Consider the following 16437-nt stretch of genomic DNA (forward strand, 5'->3'; position numbering starts at 1 on the left):
TAGTCCGGGCTTCCTGCGTGCCATCTGCCCGCGTGTGGGGCCGCACGCCTCTCGATGGTCTGAAAAAGATGCTGGATAATAAAGCATGACCCGCTTGACGGCTAGGGCCGTCGGAGACCCTTGTAATGCCTGAACACGATGTACGCCTGCAACAACTGACTGTCTGGCTCCATGAGCAGCTCGATCAACTATTCCGCAGCAACGCCTGGGGCGAGGTGCCCGAGGGCAGCCTGACCGCAGCCAGCAGCGACGCCAGCTTCCGCCGTTACTTCCGCTGGCAGGGTGCAGGCCACAGTTTCGTGATCATGGACGCGCCACCTCCGCAGGAAAACTGCCGACCATTCGTCGCCATTGACCATCTGCTGGCCAGTGCAGGCGTGCACGTGCCGCAGATCCACGCGCAGGATCTGGAGCGCGGCTTCCTGTTGCTGGGTGATCTGGGCCATCAGACATACCTGGACATCATTCAGGCCGACAACGCCGATGGCCTGTTTGCCGATGCGATTGACGCGCTGCTGGCCTTCCAGCGCCTGCCAATGGACGCGCCATTGCCCAGCTACGATGACGCCTTGCTGCGCCGCGAAGTCGAACTGTTCCCGGAGTGGTACGTGGGCCGTGAGCTTGGCCTGGCCTTCACTGACGCGCAGAAAGCCAGCTGGCAGCGCATCAGCCAACTGCTGATCGACAGCGCCCTGGCCCAGCCCAAGGTGCTTGTGCACCGTGACTACATGCCTCGCAACCTGATGCAGAGCACCCCGAACCCAGGTGTGCTGGACTTCCAGGACGCAGTTTATGGCCCGGTCACCTACGACATCACCTGCCTGTTCAAGGACGCTTTCCTCAGCTGGCCGCAGGCGCAGGTCGAAGCCTGGTTGCACAGCTATTGGGAGCAGGCGCGAGCCGCCGGTATTCCGGTGCAGCCGGTGTTCGACGATTTCCAGCGCGCCAGTGACCTGATGGGCGTGCAGCGTCACCTCAAGGTGATCGGTATCTTCGCGCGAATCTGCCATCGTGACGGAAAACCGCGTTATCTGGCCGACGTCCCGCGATTCTTCGCCTATATAGATGAAGTGGTCAGCCGCCGCCCGGAGCTTGCCGAACTGGGCCAGCTGATCGCCGAGTTGCAAGCCGGAGCGCGTGCATGAAGGCGATGATTCTTGCAGCAGGCAAAGGCGAGCGCATGCGCCCGCTGACCCTGCATACCCCCAAACCGCTGGTGCCAGTCGCGGGTCAGCCACTGATCGAGTATCACCTGCGCGCGCTGGCGGCGGCCGGGTTTACCGAGGTGGTGATCAACCACGCCTGGCTTGGCCAGCAGATCGAAGATCATCTGGGCGATGGTGGCCGGTTCGGCCTGCGCATCCGCTACTCGGCCGAAGGGGAGCCGCTGGAAACCGGCGGCGGAATCTTCAAAGCCCTGCCATTGCTGGGGAACGAGCCCTTTGCCCTGATCAACGGCGATATCTGGACCGACTACGACTTCACGCAACTGCGCACGCCGCTGCGCGGGCTGGCGCACCTGGTGCTTGTCGACAACCCCGGCCATCACGGGCGTGGTGACTTCCGCCTGAGCGAGGATCGGGTGATCGATGGTGACGACGCCCCCGGTACGCTGACGTTCAGCGGGCTCTCTGTGCTGCACCCGGCGTTGTTCGAGGGCTGCCAGGCGGGTGCCTTCAAGTTGGCGCCGTTGTTGCGTCAGGCTATGGCGTCGGGCCAGGTGAGTGGCGAGCACTACCTTGGCCATTGGGTGGATGTCGGTACCCTTGAGCGCCTGGCCGAGGCCGAGCGCTTGATTGGCGAGCGCGCCTGACATGTGGTGGCCAGGCACGGTAATCGGGTTGGGCGCAGGCTTTGCGGTCGCCAATATCCCTGGCGCGCTGCTCGGTGCCTTGCTGGGCCAGGCGATGGACCGACGCCTGCGCTTGCAGGGTTGGGACGACATGTGCGAGCGCCTGGGGGCTCGCCCGGCCCTGCAAGACGATGAGTTGCTGTTCGTCTTGCTCGGGCGGCTGGCCAAGAGCGATGGCCGTGTGGCCGAGCAGCACATTCAGCAGGCGCGGCAGGAAATGGTCCGCCTGGATATGCCCGAGGCGGCGCGGTTGCGGGCCATCGCCGCATTCAACCGGGGCAAGGCTGGCAAGGACCGGTTGTCTGGCCACCTGCGCCGGATCCGGCTGCAGCCGCATGCTGCCGAGGGTACCTTGCGTGCCTGCTGGCGCATGGCCTGGGCCGACGGCAAGGCGGGGCGGCATGAGCGCGAGCTGTTGCTGGAGTGGGGGCAAAAGCTGGGCCTGAGCCGTCGCCAGGTGCAAGCGATGTCGCTGGAGTACGAGCCGCGCAAGGTGCCTGCGTCAGCTGCGGTAATGAACTATGCGGCGGCGCTGCGCTTGCTGGGCATCGAGGCCGACACAGAAGGGGACCAGGTCAAGCAGGCTTACCGGCGCCTGGTCAGCAAACACCATCCAGACAAGCTGGCAGGCAGCGGAGCAAGCGAGGCGCAAGTGCGCGAAGCGACCGAGCGAACCCGCGAACTGCATCAGGCCTACGCCATCGTGCGCAAGCGGCGGGGGTTCTAGCAGGGGCGCACAGCGCCCCTGGCCATAAACACTACTGTTGCGGGCTCATCCAGCCGCGAACCCTGCGGAACAGTTGCTCCTGCTCGCCGTCCTTGTTCGCCGGCATGGCAATCAGCGAGAGCTGCTTGTACTGGCTGTCCTTTTGCCGCTTGCTGGCCTGCAAGCGCTGCGCGGCCGCATTGCGGTCGCCGGTTCGGGTGGCGTAGTAGAGGTCGGCCGTCGGCACCTTGAGGGTTGGCGTCAGGCTTTCCAGATCGTGCTCGACCCGCGCCGGTGTCTGTGCCGCCACCATCACCAGTTTCTGCACCTGCGGCGGTTGCTTCTCGCTCAGGTAGCGCGCTGCCCAATAGGCGCCGCTGCCGTGGCCGATCAGCACGATGCTGCGCGAATTGTGCTGTTGCGCAAAGGCTACGGCAGCATCCAGGCGGGCGAAGATGCGTTCGGCGTCGGCCACGTCGTTCTGTTCGCTGGCTTGCACGGCGTCGGTGCTTTCTGCGGTATCGGCGTCGGCGGCGGTGGCCTGGGCGACGTTGGCGTTGGCGTCGGCGGGGGTGTCCTTGGCCGGTGCACTTTCGCCTGTCTTCTGCTCAGGCACTGGCGCTGGCTTGGCCTCTACCCGCGCCTGCGGGGCGTCGGCGAGCAGGTCGGGCAGGCTCACGCTCAGGCTGTGCCAGCCGATATCCGGGAACTTGCGCCGCAGCGGCCCGACTGCATTGGGCCAGTCGGCATTCTCGCCAGCGCCAGGCACGATGATCACGGCACCTTGCGGATCAGCGACGTTGGCCGGTTTCCACAGAGCCAGGAAGCTGTCCGCTCCGGCTTGCAGGGTCTGTTGTTCGGCTTTTGGTACCAGGCGCTCCAGGGCTTGCGCGTCCTCCTGGCTGCGCTCCAGCAGCGGCGGGCGTGGCGCCTCGGCGGAGGGCGCCTCGGTCGCAGCTTCAGGTTTGGCCGCATCAGCGGCCAGTGCGCCGAGTGGCAGGAGCGAGGCCAGGCAGCACATTGCCAGCGTCGTGCGATAAAGTGTGGACATGAATCAACCCAAGGCCAGAATGATACCGGCAGCCTAATAGTATTTGCCCGCGGCGGCCATGCTGCATGGCCGCCCTTGCCAAGACGAGCGTGTAGATGAAGCGATTGCGTCGCCTGTTGGTTATCGGCTGGTTGTGCCTGCCCTTGATCGTGTTGGCGCGGCCGCAAGTGCCGCCAGCGGTGACCTTGGAGCCCGCCCAGCAGCAGTGGCTCGAAAGCCATCGCAGCTTGCGTGTCGGTCTGGTGCTGCAGGCGCCCTACGCGCAGTTCGACCGGCGTCTGCAACAGCTTTACGGCGCCAACGTCGAGTTGGTGAACGGGTTGGGGCAAGCACTGGGCCTGGACCTGACCTGGCGCAACTTCACTGACCAGGCCAGCCTTGAACATGCCTTGCAGGCGGGAGAAATCGATTTTGCCCCGGGGCTGACGCAAACCCCGGCCAGCTTGCGCCTGTGGCTGTTCAGCGACCCTTACATGCGGGTACCCCAACTGCTGGTGGGGCCGCGGACAGGGGCAATGGCGGTAGAACTGGAGAAGCTCGATGCACAAACCCGCGTCGCGGTGCGCATGCCCAGCGCCCTTGCCGACTATCTGCGCGGCAATTACAGCGGCCTGAACGTGCAAGGCGTGCCCAGCGAGCGCGAGGCGTTGCAATGGGTAGTCGGCGGCCAGGCCAGTTACGCGGTACTGGATGAGGCTCAGCTGAGTCGGTTGTCACGCGAAAATGAGTTCGCCGAGCTGGTAGTGGTGGGCGATATAGGTTTGCCCCAGTTATTGCGGGTGGGCTCGCGGCGCGACTGGCCGATGCTCGCCGAAGTGCTCGAACGCGGGCTGCAGGCCATGCCTGCCAAGGAACTGGAACAACTTCACCAGCGTTGGTTGCAGCCTAAGTACCCGCGATTGAGCGAGTCGCCGGGCTTCTGGCAGAACCTGGCGTTGCTGTTCGGCATGTTGCTGCTGTGTACCGTGGCCACCCTGGTGTGGCAGCGTCGGCAGCAACGTCAGTTGGAGCGTAGCCTGTTGGCCACGCGCGAAAGCCTGACCGAGCGGCAGGGCCGCGAGGAGGCACTGCGCCTTAGCCAGTTCGCCATCGACCAGAGTACGGTGGGCATTCTCTGGGTCAACTGGGACAGCCATGTGCGCTACGCCAACCATGCAGTGGAGGCCATGCTCGGCTATGCCGAGGCTGAGTTGCTGGAGCGTCCGCTGAGCGACTTCGAGCCGAACCTGACCATGGACCGCTGGCTCGAACTGTGGAAGGGGGCCCGCGCCGGCGATGGCGGTGCCCGGCAATTCGAAACCCAATGCCGGCGCGCCGATGGCAGCTTGCTCCCGGTGGAACTGTCGCTCAGTTTCCTGCGTTTTCGCGATGCCGAATACCTGGTGGTGTACCTCGCCGATGTCACCGAGCGCCATCGCGCCCTGGCCGCGTTGCGCGAAAGCGAGGCGCGGCTCAAGGGTATCGCCGGCAATGTGCCGGGCCTGGTGTTCCGCCTTGAACCGGCGCCGGCCGAAGGTGAGCCGGAATTTCCCTACATCAGCGAAGGCAGCGAGGCGCTGGTGGGGTACACGCCTGCGCAGATCCAGCACCCGCTGATGGGCTTGCGCAATCTCGTTCACCCAGACGACCGGGCCGACTATCACCAGGTGCAGGATCTGGCCATTGCCAGCGATCAGGACTGGTCGTGGCAAGGGCGCATTCTCACCCGCCAGGGCGAGCATCGCTGGGCCGACATCAAGGCCAGTGCCCGACGCCTGCCTAACGGCCGGGTGGCCTGGGACGGTATCGTCTGGGACATTACCCAAGGCAAGCGCGCCGAGCTGGCGCTGGCCCGATCGCAAGAACAGCTACGTGAACTATCGGCGCACCTGGAGAGCGTGCGCGAAGAAGAAAAGGCCCGCATCGCCCGTGAAGTTCACGACGAGCTGGGGCAGATGCTGACCGTGCTCAAACTGGAAGTATCGATGTGCGAGTTGGCTTTTGCCGACCTGGACCCTGCGCTGCATGAGCGCTTGGGCAGCATGAAGCGGCTGATCGCCCAGCTGTTCCAGTTGGTGCGCGACGTCGCCACTGCGCTGCGGCCACCGATCCTCGACGCGGGCATTGCCTCGGCCATCGAATGGCAGGCGCGGCGCTTCGAAGCGCGCACGCAGATACCCTGTCTGGTGCAGGTACCGGATAATCTGCCAGCATTGAGCGATGCCAAGGCCATCGGCCTGTTCCGCATCCTGCAAGAGGCGTTGACCAACGTGATGCGCCACGCGCAGGCGCACAGCGTGGAGATCGAGCTGGTGCGTGAGGACGGGCAACTGCGCATGACCGTCAGCGACGATGGCACCGGGTTCTGCCGGGACCAGCCCAGACCGGCCTCGTTCGGCCTGGTCGGCGTACGTGAACGGGTGCTGATGCTTGGCGGCAGCATGGCGCTGGACAGTGAACCAGGCGAAGGCACCAGCCTGAGCGTGACCATTCCCTTGGAGTAGGAGAGCGAGCGTGATTCGAGTGCTGGTGGCCGAAGACCACACCATTGTCCGCGAAGGCATCAAGCAGTTGATTGGCCTGGCCAAAGACATGCAGGTGGCGGGGGAGGCCGGGAACGGCGAGCAGTTGCTCGAAACCCTGCGCCATACACCTTGCGAGGTGGTGTTGCTGGATATCTCCATGCCGGGGGTCAATGGCCTGGAGGCGATCCCGCGAATTCGCGCGCTGCACAATGCCCCGGCGATCCTGATGCTGTCGATGCACGATGAGGCGCAGATGGCTGCCCGTGCCTTGAAAGCTGGCGCTGCTGGCTATGCGACCAAGGACAGTGACCCGGCCCTGTTGCTCACGGCGATTCGCCGGGTGGCAGGCGGCGGGCGCTATATCGATCCGGCCCTGGCCGACCGCATGGTCTTCGAGGTAGGCCTGACCGAGACCCGGCCACTGCACACGCTGTTGTCAGAGCGCGAGTTCTCGGTGTTCGAGCGCTTGGCCCAAGGCGCCAACGTCAACGACATCGCCCAGCAACTGGCGCTGTCGAGCAAAACCATCAGCACCCACAAGGCCAGGCTGATGCAGAAGCTCAAGGTCAATTCACTGGCGGAGCTGGTCAAGTACGCCATGGAGCACAAACTGGTCTGATTGCGACATCCTTGTAGGGATCGCCCTACAGCAAATCTTCCAGCGGGATGATGGCATTCTCTCAGCAGCGCCGATTTCCGGGCGCTGGCGGCTCTTCTACTCTTTTGCCTACGCAGTCATTCCAACAAGAAGGTGCAGGCATGAGCGAGGCGAATTCGAACGCTGCCACCAGCGAGACGCTGGTCAGCTTCCGTGGTGTGCAGAAGAGCTACGACGGCGAATCGCTGATCGTCAAAAACCTCAACCTGGACATTCGCAAGGGTGAATTCCTCACCCTGCTCGGCCCCTCCGGCTCGGGCAAGACCACCAGCCTGATGATGCTGGCCGGCTTCGAGACCCCGACCGCCGGTGAAATCCAGCTGGCCGGGCGCTCGATCAACAACGTGCCGCCGCACAAGCGCGACATCGGCATGGTGTTCCAGAACTACGCACTGTTCCCGCACATGACCGTGGCCGAGAACCTGGCCTTCCCGCTGACCGTGCGCGGCCTGAGCAAGACCGACATCAGCGAACGGGTCAAGCGGGTGCTGAACATGGTCCAGCTCGATGCGTTCGCCAAGCGCTACCCCGGCCAGCTTTCCGGTGGTCAGCAGCAGCGTGTGGCATTGGCTCGGGCACTGGTGTTCGAACCACAGCTGGTATTGATGGACGAACCGCTGGGCGCCCTCGACAAGCAGCTGCGTGAACACATGCAGATGGAAATCAAGCACATTCATCAGCGCCTGGGCGTGACCGTGGTCTACGTGACCCACGATCAGGGTGAGGCACTGACCATGTCCGACCGCGTGGCGGTGTTCCACCAGGGCGAAATCCAGCAGATCGCCGACCCGCGCACCCTTTATGAAGAACCCTGCAACACCTTCGTCGCCAACTTCATCGGCGAGAACAACCGCATCAACGGCACGCTGCTGGCCAGCGATGGCAAGCGTTGCCAGGTGCAGCTGGCCCGTGGCGAGCGGGTCGAGGCGCTGGCGGTGAATGTCGGCCAGGCCGGCGAGCCGGTGACCCTTTCGGTACGCCCCGAGCGCGTGCGCCTCAACGGCCACAGCGAAAGCTGCGTCAACCGCTTCTCTGGCCGCGTGGCCGAATTCATCTATCTGGGCGACCACGTACGGGTGCGCCTGGAGGTTTGTGGCAAGGCCGACTTCTTCGTCAAACAGCCGATCGCCGAGCTCGACCCGGCGCTGGCCGTGGGCGATGTGGTACCCCTGGGCTGGGAGGTGGAGCACGCCCGCGCGCTCGATCCGATTGCCGAAGCCCACTGATCGTTTGCTTCACCAACCCTGCACTGTGGAGAGAATAATAATGCGCAAGCAGTTGAAACTGACCGCCCTGGCCCTCGGCCTGTGCGCCGCTGGCCAGAGCATGGCGGCGGACCTGACCGTGGTCTCCTTCGGCGGTGCCAACAAGGCGGCCCAGGTCAAGGCGTTCTACGAGCCATGGGAAAAGGCCGGCAAGGGCAAGATCGTCGCGGGTGAGTACAACGGTGAAATGGCCAAGGTCAAAGCCATGGTCGACACCAACAGCGTGTCGTGGAACCTGGTGGAGGTGGAGTCGCCAGAGTTGGCCCGTGGTTGCGACGAGGGCATGTTCGAAGAACTCGACCCGGCACTGTTCGGTGACCAGTCCGATTATGTGAAGGGCGCCATCCAGCCATGCGGCGTCGGCTTCTTCGTATGGTCCACGGTATTGGCCTACAACGCCGACAAGCTCAAGACCGCACCGACCAGCTGGGCCGATTTCTGGGACACCAAGAAATTCCCGGGCAAGCGTGGCCTGCGCAAGGGCGCCAAGTACACCCTTGAGTTCGCCCTGATGGCTGACGGCGTTGCGCCGAAGGATGTGTATCAGGTGCTGGGCACCAAGGAGGGCGTGGACCGCGCCTTCAAGAAGCTCGACGAGCTCAAGCCGAGCATCCAGTGGTGGGAAGCGGGCGCCCAGCCGCCACAGTACCTGGCCTCGGGTGACGTGGTCATGAGCTCGGCCTACAACGGCCGCATCGCCGCCGTGCAGAAAGAGAGCAACCTCAAGGTAGTGTGGAACGGCGGCATCTACGACTTCGATGCCTGGGCGATCCCCAAAGGCGCCAAGGATGTGGAGGAGGCGAAGAAGTTCATCGCCTACACCGTGCAGCCCGAGCAGCAAAAGACCTACTCCGAGAACATCGCCTACGGCCCGGCCAATTCCAAGGCCGTCCCGCTGCTGGCCGATGCGGTGAAGAAGGACATGCCGACCACGCCTGAGAACATCGCCAACCAGGTGCAGATCGACGTGGCCTTCTGGGCCGACAACAGCGAGCAGCTGGAGCAACGCTTCAACGCCTGGGCGGCGAAGAAGTAAGAAATCGGGAAGCGGGGCCGCGCTGCGGCCCCAATTTCAGCCTGTATCGCGGAGTTCGCCATGGCCATTGCAGTGCCCCTCAACGAAGGCGCAGGTCCAAGTCTCAAGCAGCGCCTCAAGCATGCCGAGCGGGTCAACCGCTGGAAGGCGCAGGCGTTGATCGCGCCGCTGGCGCTGTTTCTCCTGCTGGTGTTCCTGGTGCCGATCGCGGCGCTGCTGTACAAGAGCGTCGGCAACCCGGAAGTGGTCGGCGGCCTGCCGCGCACGGTCGAGGTGATCAGCCAGTGGGACGGCAAGAGCCTGCCCGGCGAAGACGTCTACAAGGCGCTGAGCCAGGACCTGGCCGAATCGCGCAAGAACCAGACCCTGGGCGACCTCTCCAAGCGCCTGAACATGGAGCTGGCCGGCTACCGCAGCCTGCTGGCGAAAACCGCACGGGCGCTGCCGTTCAAGGCTGAGCCTGCCTCATACAAGGATGCCTTGCAGGCACTCGACGAGCGTTGGGGCGACCCGGCCTACTGGCAGGCGATTCGCCGCAATACCAGCTCGCTGACCTCGTTCTATCTGCTGGCGTCGCTCGACCACCGCATCGATGATCTTGGCGAGCTGGCCAAAGCCACCCCCGACCAGGCCATCTACCTGGATATCTTTGCCCGCACCCTGTGGATGGGTGTGGTGATCACCGCCATCTGCCTGGTGCTGGCCTATCCGCTGGCCTACCTGCTGGCCAACCTGCCGACCCGGCAGAGCAACCTGCTGATGATCCTGGTGCTGCTGCCGTTCTGGACCTCGATCCTGGTGCGGGTCGCTGCGTGGATCGTGCTGCTGCAGTCCGGCGGTTTGATCAACAGTGCGCTGATGGCGATGGGCATCATCGACCAGCCACTGGAACTGGTGTTCAACCGCACCGGCGTGTACATCTCGATGGTGCACATCCTGCTGCCGTTCATGATCCTGCCACTGTACAGCGTGATGAAAGGTATTTCGCCGAGCTACATGCGTGCGGCGATCTCGCTGGGCTGCCACCCGTTTGCCAGCTTCTGGCGGGTGTACTTCCCGCAGACCTACGCCGGTGTAGGCGCCGGCTGCCTGCTGGTGTTCATCCTGGCCATCGGCTACTACATCACCCCGGCGCTGCTCGGCAGCCCGAACGACCAGATGGTCAGCTACTTCGTCGCCTTCTATACCAACACCAGCATCAACTGGGGCATGGCCACGGCCCTGGGTGGCTTGTTGCTGCTGGCGACCGTGCTGCTGTACCTGATCTATAGCTGGCTGGTCGGCGCCAGCCGCCTGCGCCTGAGCTGAGGAGCCTTGAGATGCTGAGCCCCTACATGTCGCCCGTCGAACGGGTCTGGTTCTACACCCTGCGCGTCCTCTGCGGCCTGATCCTGCTGTTCCTGGTGTTGCCGGTACTGGTGATCGTGCCGTTGTCGTTCAATAGTGGCAGTTTCCTGGTCTACCCACTGCAAGGCTTTTCGCTGCAGTGGTACCACGACTTCTTCGCCTCCGCCGAGTGGATGCGGGCATTGAAGAACAGCATCATCGTCGCCCCAGCGGCCACGGTACTGGCCATGGTGTTTGGCACCCTGGCGTCGATCGGCCTGACCCGTGGCGATTTCCCGGGCAAGTCGCTGGTGATGGCGCTGGTGATTTCGCCGATGGTGGTACCGGTGGTGATCATCGGCGTGGCCAGCTACCTGTTCTTCGCTCCGCTGGGACTGGGCAACAGCTTCATCTCGCTGATCCTGGTGCACGCAGTGCTGGGGGTGCCGTTCGTCATCATCACCGTGTCGGCGACCTTGCAGGGCTTCAACTACAACCTGGTACGCGCGGCGGCCAGCCTCGGCGCATCGCCGCTGCTGACCTTCCGTCGGGTAACCTTGCCGCTGATCGCCCCTGGCGTGATCTCGGGGGCACTGTTTGCCTTTGCCACGTCGTTCGACGAAGTGGTGGTGACGCTGTTCCTCGCCGGACCGGAGCAGGCGACCCTGCCGCGGCAGATGTTCAGCGGCATTCGCGAGAACCTCAGCCCGACCATTGCGGCGGCGGCGACCCTGTTGATTGCCTTTTCGGTGGTGCTGCTGCTGACCCTGGAGTGGTTGCGCGGGCGTAGCGAGAAGCTCAGGACTCAACAACCTGCCTGATGATTTATTGTCTGCGCCGGCCTCTTCGCGGCTGAAGCCGCGAAGAGGCCAGCACAGGCTAAAACGGTTACAATGCGCGCTACCGTGATTCTGCCAACAGGTGCGCCATGCAGCCCTACGCTATTGCCCCCTCCATTCTCTCTGCCGATTTCGCCCGTCTGGGCGAGGACGTCGACAAGGTTCTGGCCGCAGGTGCCGACATCGTCCACTTCGATGTCATGGACAACCACTACGTCCCCAACCTGACCATCGGCCCGATGGTCTGCACCGCACTGCGCAAATACGGCGTGACCGCGCCGATCGACGTGCACCTGATGGTCAGCCCGGTCGACCGCATCATCGGCGATTTCATCGAAGCGGGTGCCACCTACATCACCTTCCACCCGGAAGCGTCGCAGCACATCGACCGCTCGCTGCAACTGATCAAGGACGGCGGCTGCAAGGCCGGCCTGGTGTTCAACCCGGCCACCAGCCTGGATGCCCTGAAGTACGTCATGGACAAAGTCGACATGGTCCTGTTGATGAGCGTCAACCCAGGCTTCGGCGGGCAGAAGTTCATCCCTGGCACCCTCGACAAGCTGCGCGAAGCGCGTGCGCTGATCGATGCCAGCGGCCGCGACATCCGCCTGGAGATCGACGGCGGCGTCAACGTCAACAACATCCGTGAAATCGCCGCCGCTGGCGCTGACACCTTCGTAGCCGGCTCGGCGATCTTCAATGCTCCGGACTATCAGGAAGTCATCGCCAAGATGCGTGCCGAACTGGCCCAGGCCCGCCCATGAGTGGCTTCGAGCAGCTGTTCCCGGGGACGCTGCCCAGGCTGGTGATGTTCGATCTGGACGGTACTCTGATCGACTCGGTACCCGACCTGGCTGCCGCTGTGGATCGCATGCTGCTCGAACTGGGGCGCCCGCCAGCGGGTCTTGAGGCGGTGCGCCACTGGGTTGGTAACGGCGCCCAGATACTGGTGCGCCGCGCGCTGGCCGGTGGCATCGAGCATGAAGATGTGGACGATGCGCTGGCTGAAAAGGGCCTGGCGCTGTTCATGGACGCATACGCCGAACACCATGAGCTCACCGTGCTCTACCCCGGTGTGAAAGACACCCTGCGCTGGCTGCAGAAGCAGGGCGTGGAAATGGCGCTGATCACCAACAAGCCGGAGCGCTTTGTCGCACCGTTGCTGGACCAGATGAAGATTGGCCGCTACTTCCGCTGGATTATCGGTGGCGATACCTTGCCGCAGAAGAAGCCCGACCCGGCGGCGCTGCTGTTCGTCATGCAGATGGCCGGTGTCAGCCCGCAGCAGTCGCTGTTCGTCGGCGACTCGCGCAGCGATGTGCTGGCGGCCAAAGCGGCCGGGGTGCAATGTGTGGGGCTCACCTACGGCTACAACCATGGCCGGCCGATCACCGAGGAATCCCCCAGCCTGGTGGTCGACGACCTGCGCGCTCTGCTGCCTGGTTGCGCAGACCCGGCCACTGGGATAACGTTGGCGGACCTTCAAGCCTCCCAAGACAGAGAGTCCACCGTGGCGGTCACTGGCAAATTCTGGATGAAAGTCATCAAGGCCCTGGCCCGTTGGCGCTGGCGCGCCTGACTCATGCCCGCCGGCGCCTGCCGGCCCGTCCGCTTGCCCGACCCTATTGCTGCACGCCACGAGGCTACCCATGACCCGCGAAGAATTCCTGCGCCTGGCCGCTACCGGCTACAACCGCATCCCTTTGGCCTGTGAAACCCTGGCCGACTTCGACACGCCGCTGTCGATCTACCTGAAGCTGGCCGACCAGGCCAACTCCTACCTGCTCGAGTCTGTGCAGGGCGGTGAGAAGTGGGGCCGTTACTCGATGATCGGCCTGCCGTCGCGCACCGTCATGCGCGTGCATGGCTACCACGTGAGCATCCTGCAGGATGGCGTGGAGGTGGAAAGCCACGATGTCGAGGACCCGCTGGCCTTCGTCGAAAGCTTCAAGGACCGTTACAAGGTCGCTGACATTCCTGGCCTGCCGCGCTTCAACGGTGGCCTGGTCGGCTACTTTGGCTATGACTGTGTGCGCTATGTCGAGAAGCGCCTGGGTGCCAGCCCGAACCCGGACCCGCTGGGCGTGCCGGATATTCTGCTGATGGTTTCCGACGCGGTGGTGGTGTTCGACAACCTGGCGGGCAAGATGCACGCCATCGTGCTGGTTGACCCGGCGCAAGAGCAGGCCTTCGAGCAAGGCCAGGCACGCCTGCAAGGCCTGCTGGAAACACTGCGCCAGCCCATCACCCCGCGTCGCGGCCTGGACTTGAGCGGCCCTATGGCTGCCGAACCGGCGTTCCGCTCCAGCTACACCCGTGACGATTACGAGAACGCGGTGGGCCGGATCAAGGAATACATCCTGGCCGGGGACTGCATGCAGGTCGTGCCGTCGCAGCGCATGTCGATCGACTTCAAGGCTGCGCCGATCGACCTGTACCGCGCGCTGCGCTGCTTCAACCCGACGCCGTACATGTACTTCTTCAACTTCGGCGATTTCCATGTGGTCGGCAGCTCACCGGAAGTACTGGTGCGCGTGGAAGACAACCTGGTCACCGTGCGCCCGATCGCCGGTACCCGCCCGCGTGGGGCTACCGAAGAAGCGGACCGTGCGCTGGAAGACGACCTGCTGTCGGACGAGAAAGAGATCGCCGAGCACCTGATGCTGATCGACCTTGGCCGCAATGATGTGGGCAGGGTCTCGTCCACCGGTAGCGTGCGACTGACCGAGAAGATGGTGATTGAGCGTTACTCGAACGTCATGCACATCGTGTCCAACGTGACCGGTCAATTGCGTGAAGGGTTGACTGCGATGGATGCGCTGCGGGCAATCCTGCCGGCGGGTACTCTGTCGGGCGCACCGAAGATTCGCGCGATGGAAATCATCGACGAACTCGAGCCGGTCAAGCGTGGCGTCTACGGTGGTGCGGTTGGTTACTTCGCCTGGAATGGCAACATGGATACCGCGATTGCCATCCGTACAGCGGTGATCAAGGACGGCGAACTGCATGTGCAGGCCGGTGGTGGCATCGTTGCCGACTCGGTGCCGGCACTGGAGTGGGAAGAGACCATCAACAAGCGCCGGGCGATGTTCCGAGCGGTGGCGCTGGCTGAGCAGACTACTGCTAAATAAGCTAGTTGGGGCTGCTTTGCAGCCCTTTCGCGGCTAAAGCCGCTCCTACAGGTATTGCACAGGTTTCGAGGTATGGGCAGTCCCTGTAGGAGCGGCTTCAGCCGCGAAAGGGCCGCAAAGCGGCCCCGACGATTCAGAAGTCAATGCTGACCCCCAGGCTCACCCCCTGCTGAGTCAACTCATCACTTTTGCGCCAGTTGTAGTTCCCACGCAGGTTCACCCCCGCCACCAGTTCATGGCTCACTCCCAGGCTAGCCCGGGTCAAATCACTGTGCGGCGTATACCCGGTCAGCGTGAAGTCATTTGCCGGCAGCGTCGTCAGGTGCATGGTCATAGCCTGCTGGTCATCCTCGAATTCATGCTCCTGCGCCACCTCGGCAAACAGCCGGGTGCCCGGCATCACCTGCACGCTGCCTAGCAGCCCAACGCCCAAACGCCGCGAAGTCCGCTCTTGATCATCAAAGCTCAGCGCCGTCGAGCGTCCGCTCTTCTCGTCATAACCATCGACCTTCACACGTGCATAGTCGGCGCTGATGAACGGCGCCAGCTGCCAACGGCTACTGTCGGCGGCAAGGTTGTAGCCCACGCGAGCGGTGACGGCCCAAGCCTCGCCATCGGTGTCGCCCTTTTCACTGCGGTCGTTGACGCCAAGTGCGAAGGTGCGCTTGAGGTCGTGGTAGTCCAGATGGCCCGCGCTCAACGCGGCATCGGCCCACCAGCGGTCCTGGCGGAACTGGGCGAAGGCGCTGGCCAGGTAGCTGTCGAGCTTGTAGTCCGAGTCCTGTTCACCGGCCTCCAGCTTCTGCCGGTATACACCACCGGCAAGGCCCAGGCGCCACGCGTCGTTGAGGCGGTAACTGCCACCTAATGTCAGGTTGTAGCCGTGTCCGTCAGCGCTGGCAGCACTGCGCTGGTCATCGAAGTCCAGGTCCTGGCCACCGGTGCTGACGAAAGCTTGCCATTGGCCGACGGCCTGCCAAGGGGCTTGCCACTGATTGCGCAGTTCGTCCTGTTGCGCACGCAAGCTGGCGTGGGCCATTTCCGGCAATAGCGTCAGTTCCCAAGGGGCAGAAATGATCGAGTAGGCGTAGTCGGCAATCAATTGCTGGCCGGCAATGGTCGGGTGTACCGCGTCATTGAACAGCAATTTGGTCGGATCTGGCGTTGTGCCATTTACACCGTATATCGGGTTTCCCAGGCATCCTTCGCCGCTGTAGCAGGTGCCAACCAGGTTCTGGCCGGTGGCCAGGCCGAACTGACCGGGGTTGGCCAGGGCCTCGCCCAGCAGCACGGGAATGTTCAGCGGGATGATTTCGGCATCGATCTGCCGCAGTTGGCTGAGCAGCGACTGGTTGAACGCACCGGAAAGCAGCGACAGCGGGTTTTGCTGGGGCGTGCCGCTGAAGTTTGGGGTCTGTCCGAGGTCAGGCAGCAGCCAGACCATGATGTAGCGAGCCCCGCCTTGCTGCAGAGCCTGGGCACTGGCGGCCAGGCGGCCGCCGGCGGCTATGGCATCGGCCGGGCTGTTCACCAGCCCTTGCAGAAAGTCGTTGCCGCCACCGCTCAGGTAGTACAGCGCATTGGGATCGGCACGCAGGCCGTTGGCCAGGTAGCCCGGTTTTTCCCGCAGAACCAGTCCGGCACCAAGGCGACCTGGCGGGATGATCGTCTCGGACGTGCTGGTGATTGAGTCCAGGATCTGCTGGGTGGTGTAGCCGCCGACCGCCCAGTTGTTGCCATCGGCAATCCCCAGCGCTGGGTTGACGGGGGAGGTGGAGGGGCCGAGCTCTGCCGGGTTCACGCCCAGCCGACCGCCCAGGATCATCGGCGATACCGGGGCATAGTTGCCGTAGGCATCGCGGTTGGTAAAGCGCGCGCCGAAAAACTGCCCGGCATCACTGAGGCTGTCACCAAACACGACCAATGTGGAGTAGGGCGAAGGCGCGGCGAAGGCCTGGCTGCAGGCCAAGGCCAGCGAGGCGAGGGTAAAGCGTATCAGGGGGGCTTTTCGCATCGTTGAACATCCTTTTCATTGTTTTTATGAGGAGTAGCTGCTCGACCTTAGCAAA

General features: G+C 63.7%; 14 protein-coding genes. 12 read left to right on the top strand and 2 right to left on the bottom strand.

What is annotated here, in order from left to right:
- Positions 1-125: 125 nt before the first annotated feature.
- The 3 genes from ACQKPS_RS07010 to ACQKPS_RS07020 are packed head-to-tail and all read left to right on the top strand — an operon-like array spanning position 126 to position 2579.
- Positions 126-1145: an aminoglycoside phosphotransferase family protein gene (locus tag ACQKPS_RS07010; protein WP_254481664.1), complete on the top strand. Its 1020-nt coding sequence runs from the start codon at positions 126-128 to the stop codon at positions 1143-1145.
- Positions 1142-1813: an N-acetylmuramate alpha-1-phosphate uridylyltransferase MurU gene (murU, locus tag ACQKPS_RS07015; protein ID WP_313203283.1), complete on the top strand. Its 672-nt coding sequence runs from the start codon at positions 1142-1144 to the stop codon at positions 1811-1813. The genes ACQKPS_RS07010 and murU overlap by 4 nt, the downstream gene beginning before the upstream one ends.
- Position 1814: 1 nt before the next feature.
- Positions 1815-2579 (top strand): TerB family tellurite resistance protein, encoded by a 765-nt coding sequence (locus ACQKPS_RS07020; protein ID WP_254481662.1) that lies wholly within the window; start codon positions 1815-1817, stop codon positions 2577-2579.
- Between the two features lie 31 nt (positions 2580-2610).
- On the opposite strand, the gene ACQKPS_RS07025 is transcribed toward ACQKPS_RS07020, so the two are convergent.
- Entirely contained in the window at positions 2611-3609 is a 999-nt protein-coding gene (locus tag ACQKPS_RS07025; protein WP_254481661.1) for an alpha/beta hydrolase family protein, read from the bottom strand.
- Positions 3610-3704: 95 nt separating this feature from the next.
- Between ACQKPS_RS07025 and ACQKPS_RS07030 the strand changes: the two genes are divergently transcribed.
- The 9 genes from ACQKPS_RS07030 (at position 3705) to trpE (ending at position 14368) form a co-directional block, all read left to right on the top strand.
- On the top strand, positions 3705-6092 hold the full coding sequence (locus ACQKPS_RS07030; protein ID WP_427603323.1) for a PAS domain-containing sensor histidine kinase: 2388 nt from the start codon (positions 3705-3707) through the stop codon (positions 6090-6092).
- Between the two features lie 10 nt (positions 6093-6102).
- Positions 6103-6732, top strand: a complete 630-nt coding sequence (locus tag ACQKPS_RS07035) for a response regulator (RefSeq protein WP_254481659.1) — start codon at positions 6103-6105, stop codon at positions 6730-6732.
- Between the two features lie 140 nt (positions 6733-6872).
- Positions 6873-7997 carry an ABC transporter ATP-binding protein gene (locus ACQKPS_RS07040; protein WP_054885208.1) on the top strand — a complete coding sequence of 375 codons (1125 nt, stop codon included), beginning with the start codon at positions 6873-6875 and terminating at the stop codon, positions 7995-7997.
- Positions 7998-8037: 40 nt separating this feature from the next.
- Positions 8038-9072, top strand: a complete 1035-nt coding sequence (locus ACQKPS_RS07045; protein ID WP_176506085.1) for an ABC transporter substrate-binding protein — start codon at positions 8038-8040, stop codon at positions 9070-9072.
- A 60-nt stretch (positions 9073-9132) separates the two neighbouring features.
- Positions 9133-10380 carry an ABC transporter permease gene (locus ACQKPS_RS07050; protein ID WP_254481658.1) on the top strand — a complete coding sequence of 416 codons (1248 nt, stop codon included), beginning with the start codon at positions 9133-9135 and terminating at the stop codon, positions 10378-10380.
- A gap of 11 nt (positions 10381-10391) precedes the next feature.
- Positions 10392-11219 (top strand): ABC transporter permease, encoded by an 828-nt coding sequence (locus ACQKPS_RS07055; RefSeq protein WP_254481657.1) that lies wholly within the window; start codon positions 10392-10394, stop codon positions 11217-11219.
- A gap of 107 nt (positions 11220-11326) precedes the next feature.
- Positions 11327-12001, top strand: a complete 675-nt coding sequence (rpe, locus tag ACQKPS_RS07060) for a ribulose-phosphate 3-epimerase (protein WP_027917448.1) — start codon at positions 11327-11329, stop codon at positions 11999-12001.
- Positions 11998-12816: a phosphoglycolate phosphatase gene (locus tag ACQKPS_RS07065; protein ID WP_176506087.1), complete on the top strand. Its 819-nt coding sequence runs from the start codon at positions 11998-12000 to the stop codon at positions 12814-12816. The genes rpe and ACQKPS_RS07065 overlap by 4 nt, the downstream gene beginning before the upstream one ends.
- A 70-nt stretch (positions 12817-12886) precedes the next feature.
- A complete protein-coding gene (gene trpE / locus ACQKPS_RS07070; RefSeq protein ID WP_254481656.1) occupies positions 12887-14368 on the top strand; it encodes an anthranilate synthase component I in 1482 nt (493 codons plus the stop codon).
- A gap of 133 nt (positions 14369-14501) precedes the next feature.
- Here trpE and estP read toward each other — a convergent pair whose 3' ends face one another.
- Positions 14502-16382, bottom strand: a complete 1881-nt coding sequence (gene estP, locus ACQKPS_RS07075; protein ID WP_427603328.1) for an esterase EstP — start codon at positions 16380-16382, stop codon at positions 14502-14504.
- Positions 16383-16437 lie beyond the last annotated feature (55 nt).

Origin of the sequence: Pseudomonas sp. NPDC086566, from assembly GCF_050280885.1 — a bacterium.
GTDB lineage: Bacteria > Pseudomonadota > Gammaproteobacteria > Pseudomonadales > Pseudomonadaceae > Aquipseudomonas > Aquipseudomonas vlassakiae.

Coding starts and splice junctions, on each gene's coding strand:
- murU (WP_313203283.1), top strand. CDS start 1,142: ATGAAGGCGATGATTCTTGCAGCAGGCAAAGGCGAGCGCATGCGCCCG.
- ACQKPS_RS07045 (WP_176506085.1), top strand. CDS start 8,038: ATGCGCAAGCAGTTGAAACTGACCGCCCTGGCCCTCGGCCTGTGCGCC.
- rpe (WP_027917448.1), top strand. CDS start 11,327: ATGCAGCCCTACGCTATTGCCCCCTCCATTCTCTCTGCCGATTTCGCC.
- ACQKPS_RS07030 (WP_427603323.1), top strand. CDS start 3,705: ATGAAGCGATTGCGTCGCCTGTTGGTTATCGGCTGGTTGTGCCTGCCC.
- ACQKPS_RS07010 (WP_254481664.1), top strand. CDS start 126: ATGCCTGAACACGATGTACGCCTGCAACAACTGACTGTCTGGCTCCAT.
- ACQKPS_RS07065 (WP_176506087.1), top strand. CDS start 11,998: ATGAGTGGCTTCGAGCAGCTGTTCCCGGGGACGCTGCCCAGGCTGGTG.
- ACQKPS_RS07025 (WP_254481661.1), bottom strand. CDS start 3,609: ATGTCCACACTTTATCGCACGACGCTGGCAATGTGCTGCCTGGCCTCG.
- ACQKPS_RS07055 (WP_254481657.1), top strand. CDS start 10,392: ATGCTGAGCCCCTACATGTCGCCCGTCGAACGGGTCTGGTTCTACACC.
- estP (WP_427603328.1), bottom strand. CDS start 16,382: ATGCGAAAAGCCCCCCTGATACGCTTTACCCTCGCCTCGCTGGCCTTG.
- ACQKPS_RS07020 (WP_254481662.1), top strand. CDS start 1,815: ATGTGGTGGCCAGGCACGGTAATCGGGTTGGGCGCAGGCTTTGCGGTC.
- ACQKPS_RS07050 (WP_254481658.1), top strand. CDS start 9,133: ATGGCCATTGCAGTGCCCCTCAACGAAGGCGCAGGTCCAAGTCTCAAG.
- trpE (WP_254481656.1), top strand. CDS start 12,887: ATGACCCGCGAAGAATTCCTGCGCCTGGCCGCTACCGGCTACAACCGC.
- ACQKPS_RS07040 (WP_054885208.1), top strand. CDS start 6,873: ATGAGCGAGGCGAATTCGAACGCTGCCACCAGCGAGACGCTGGTCAGC.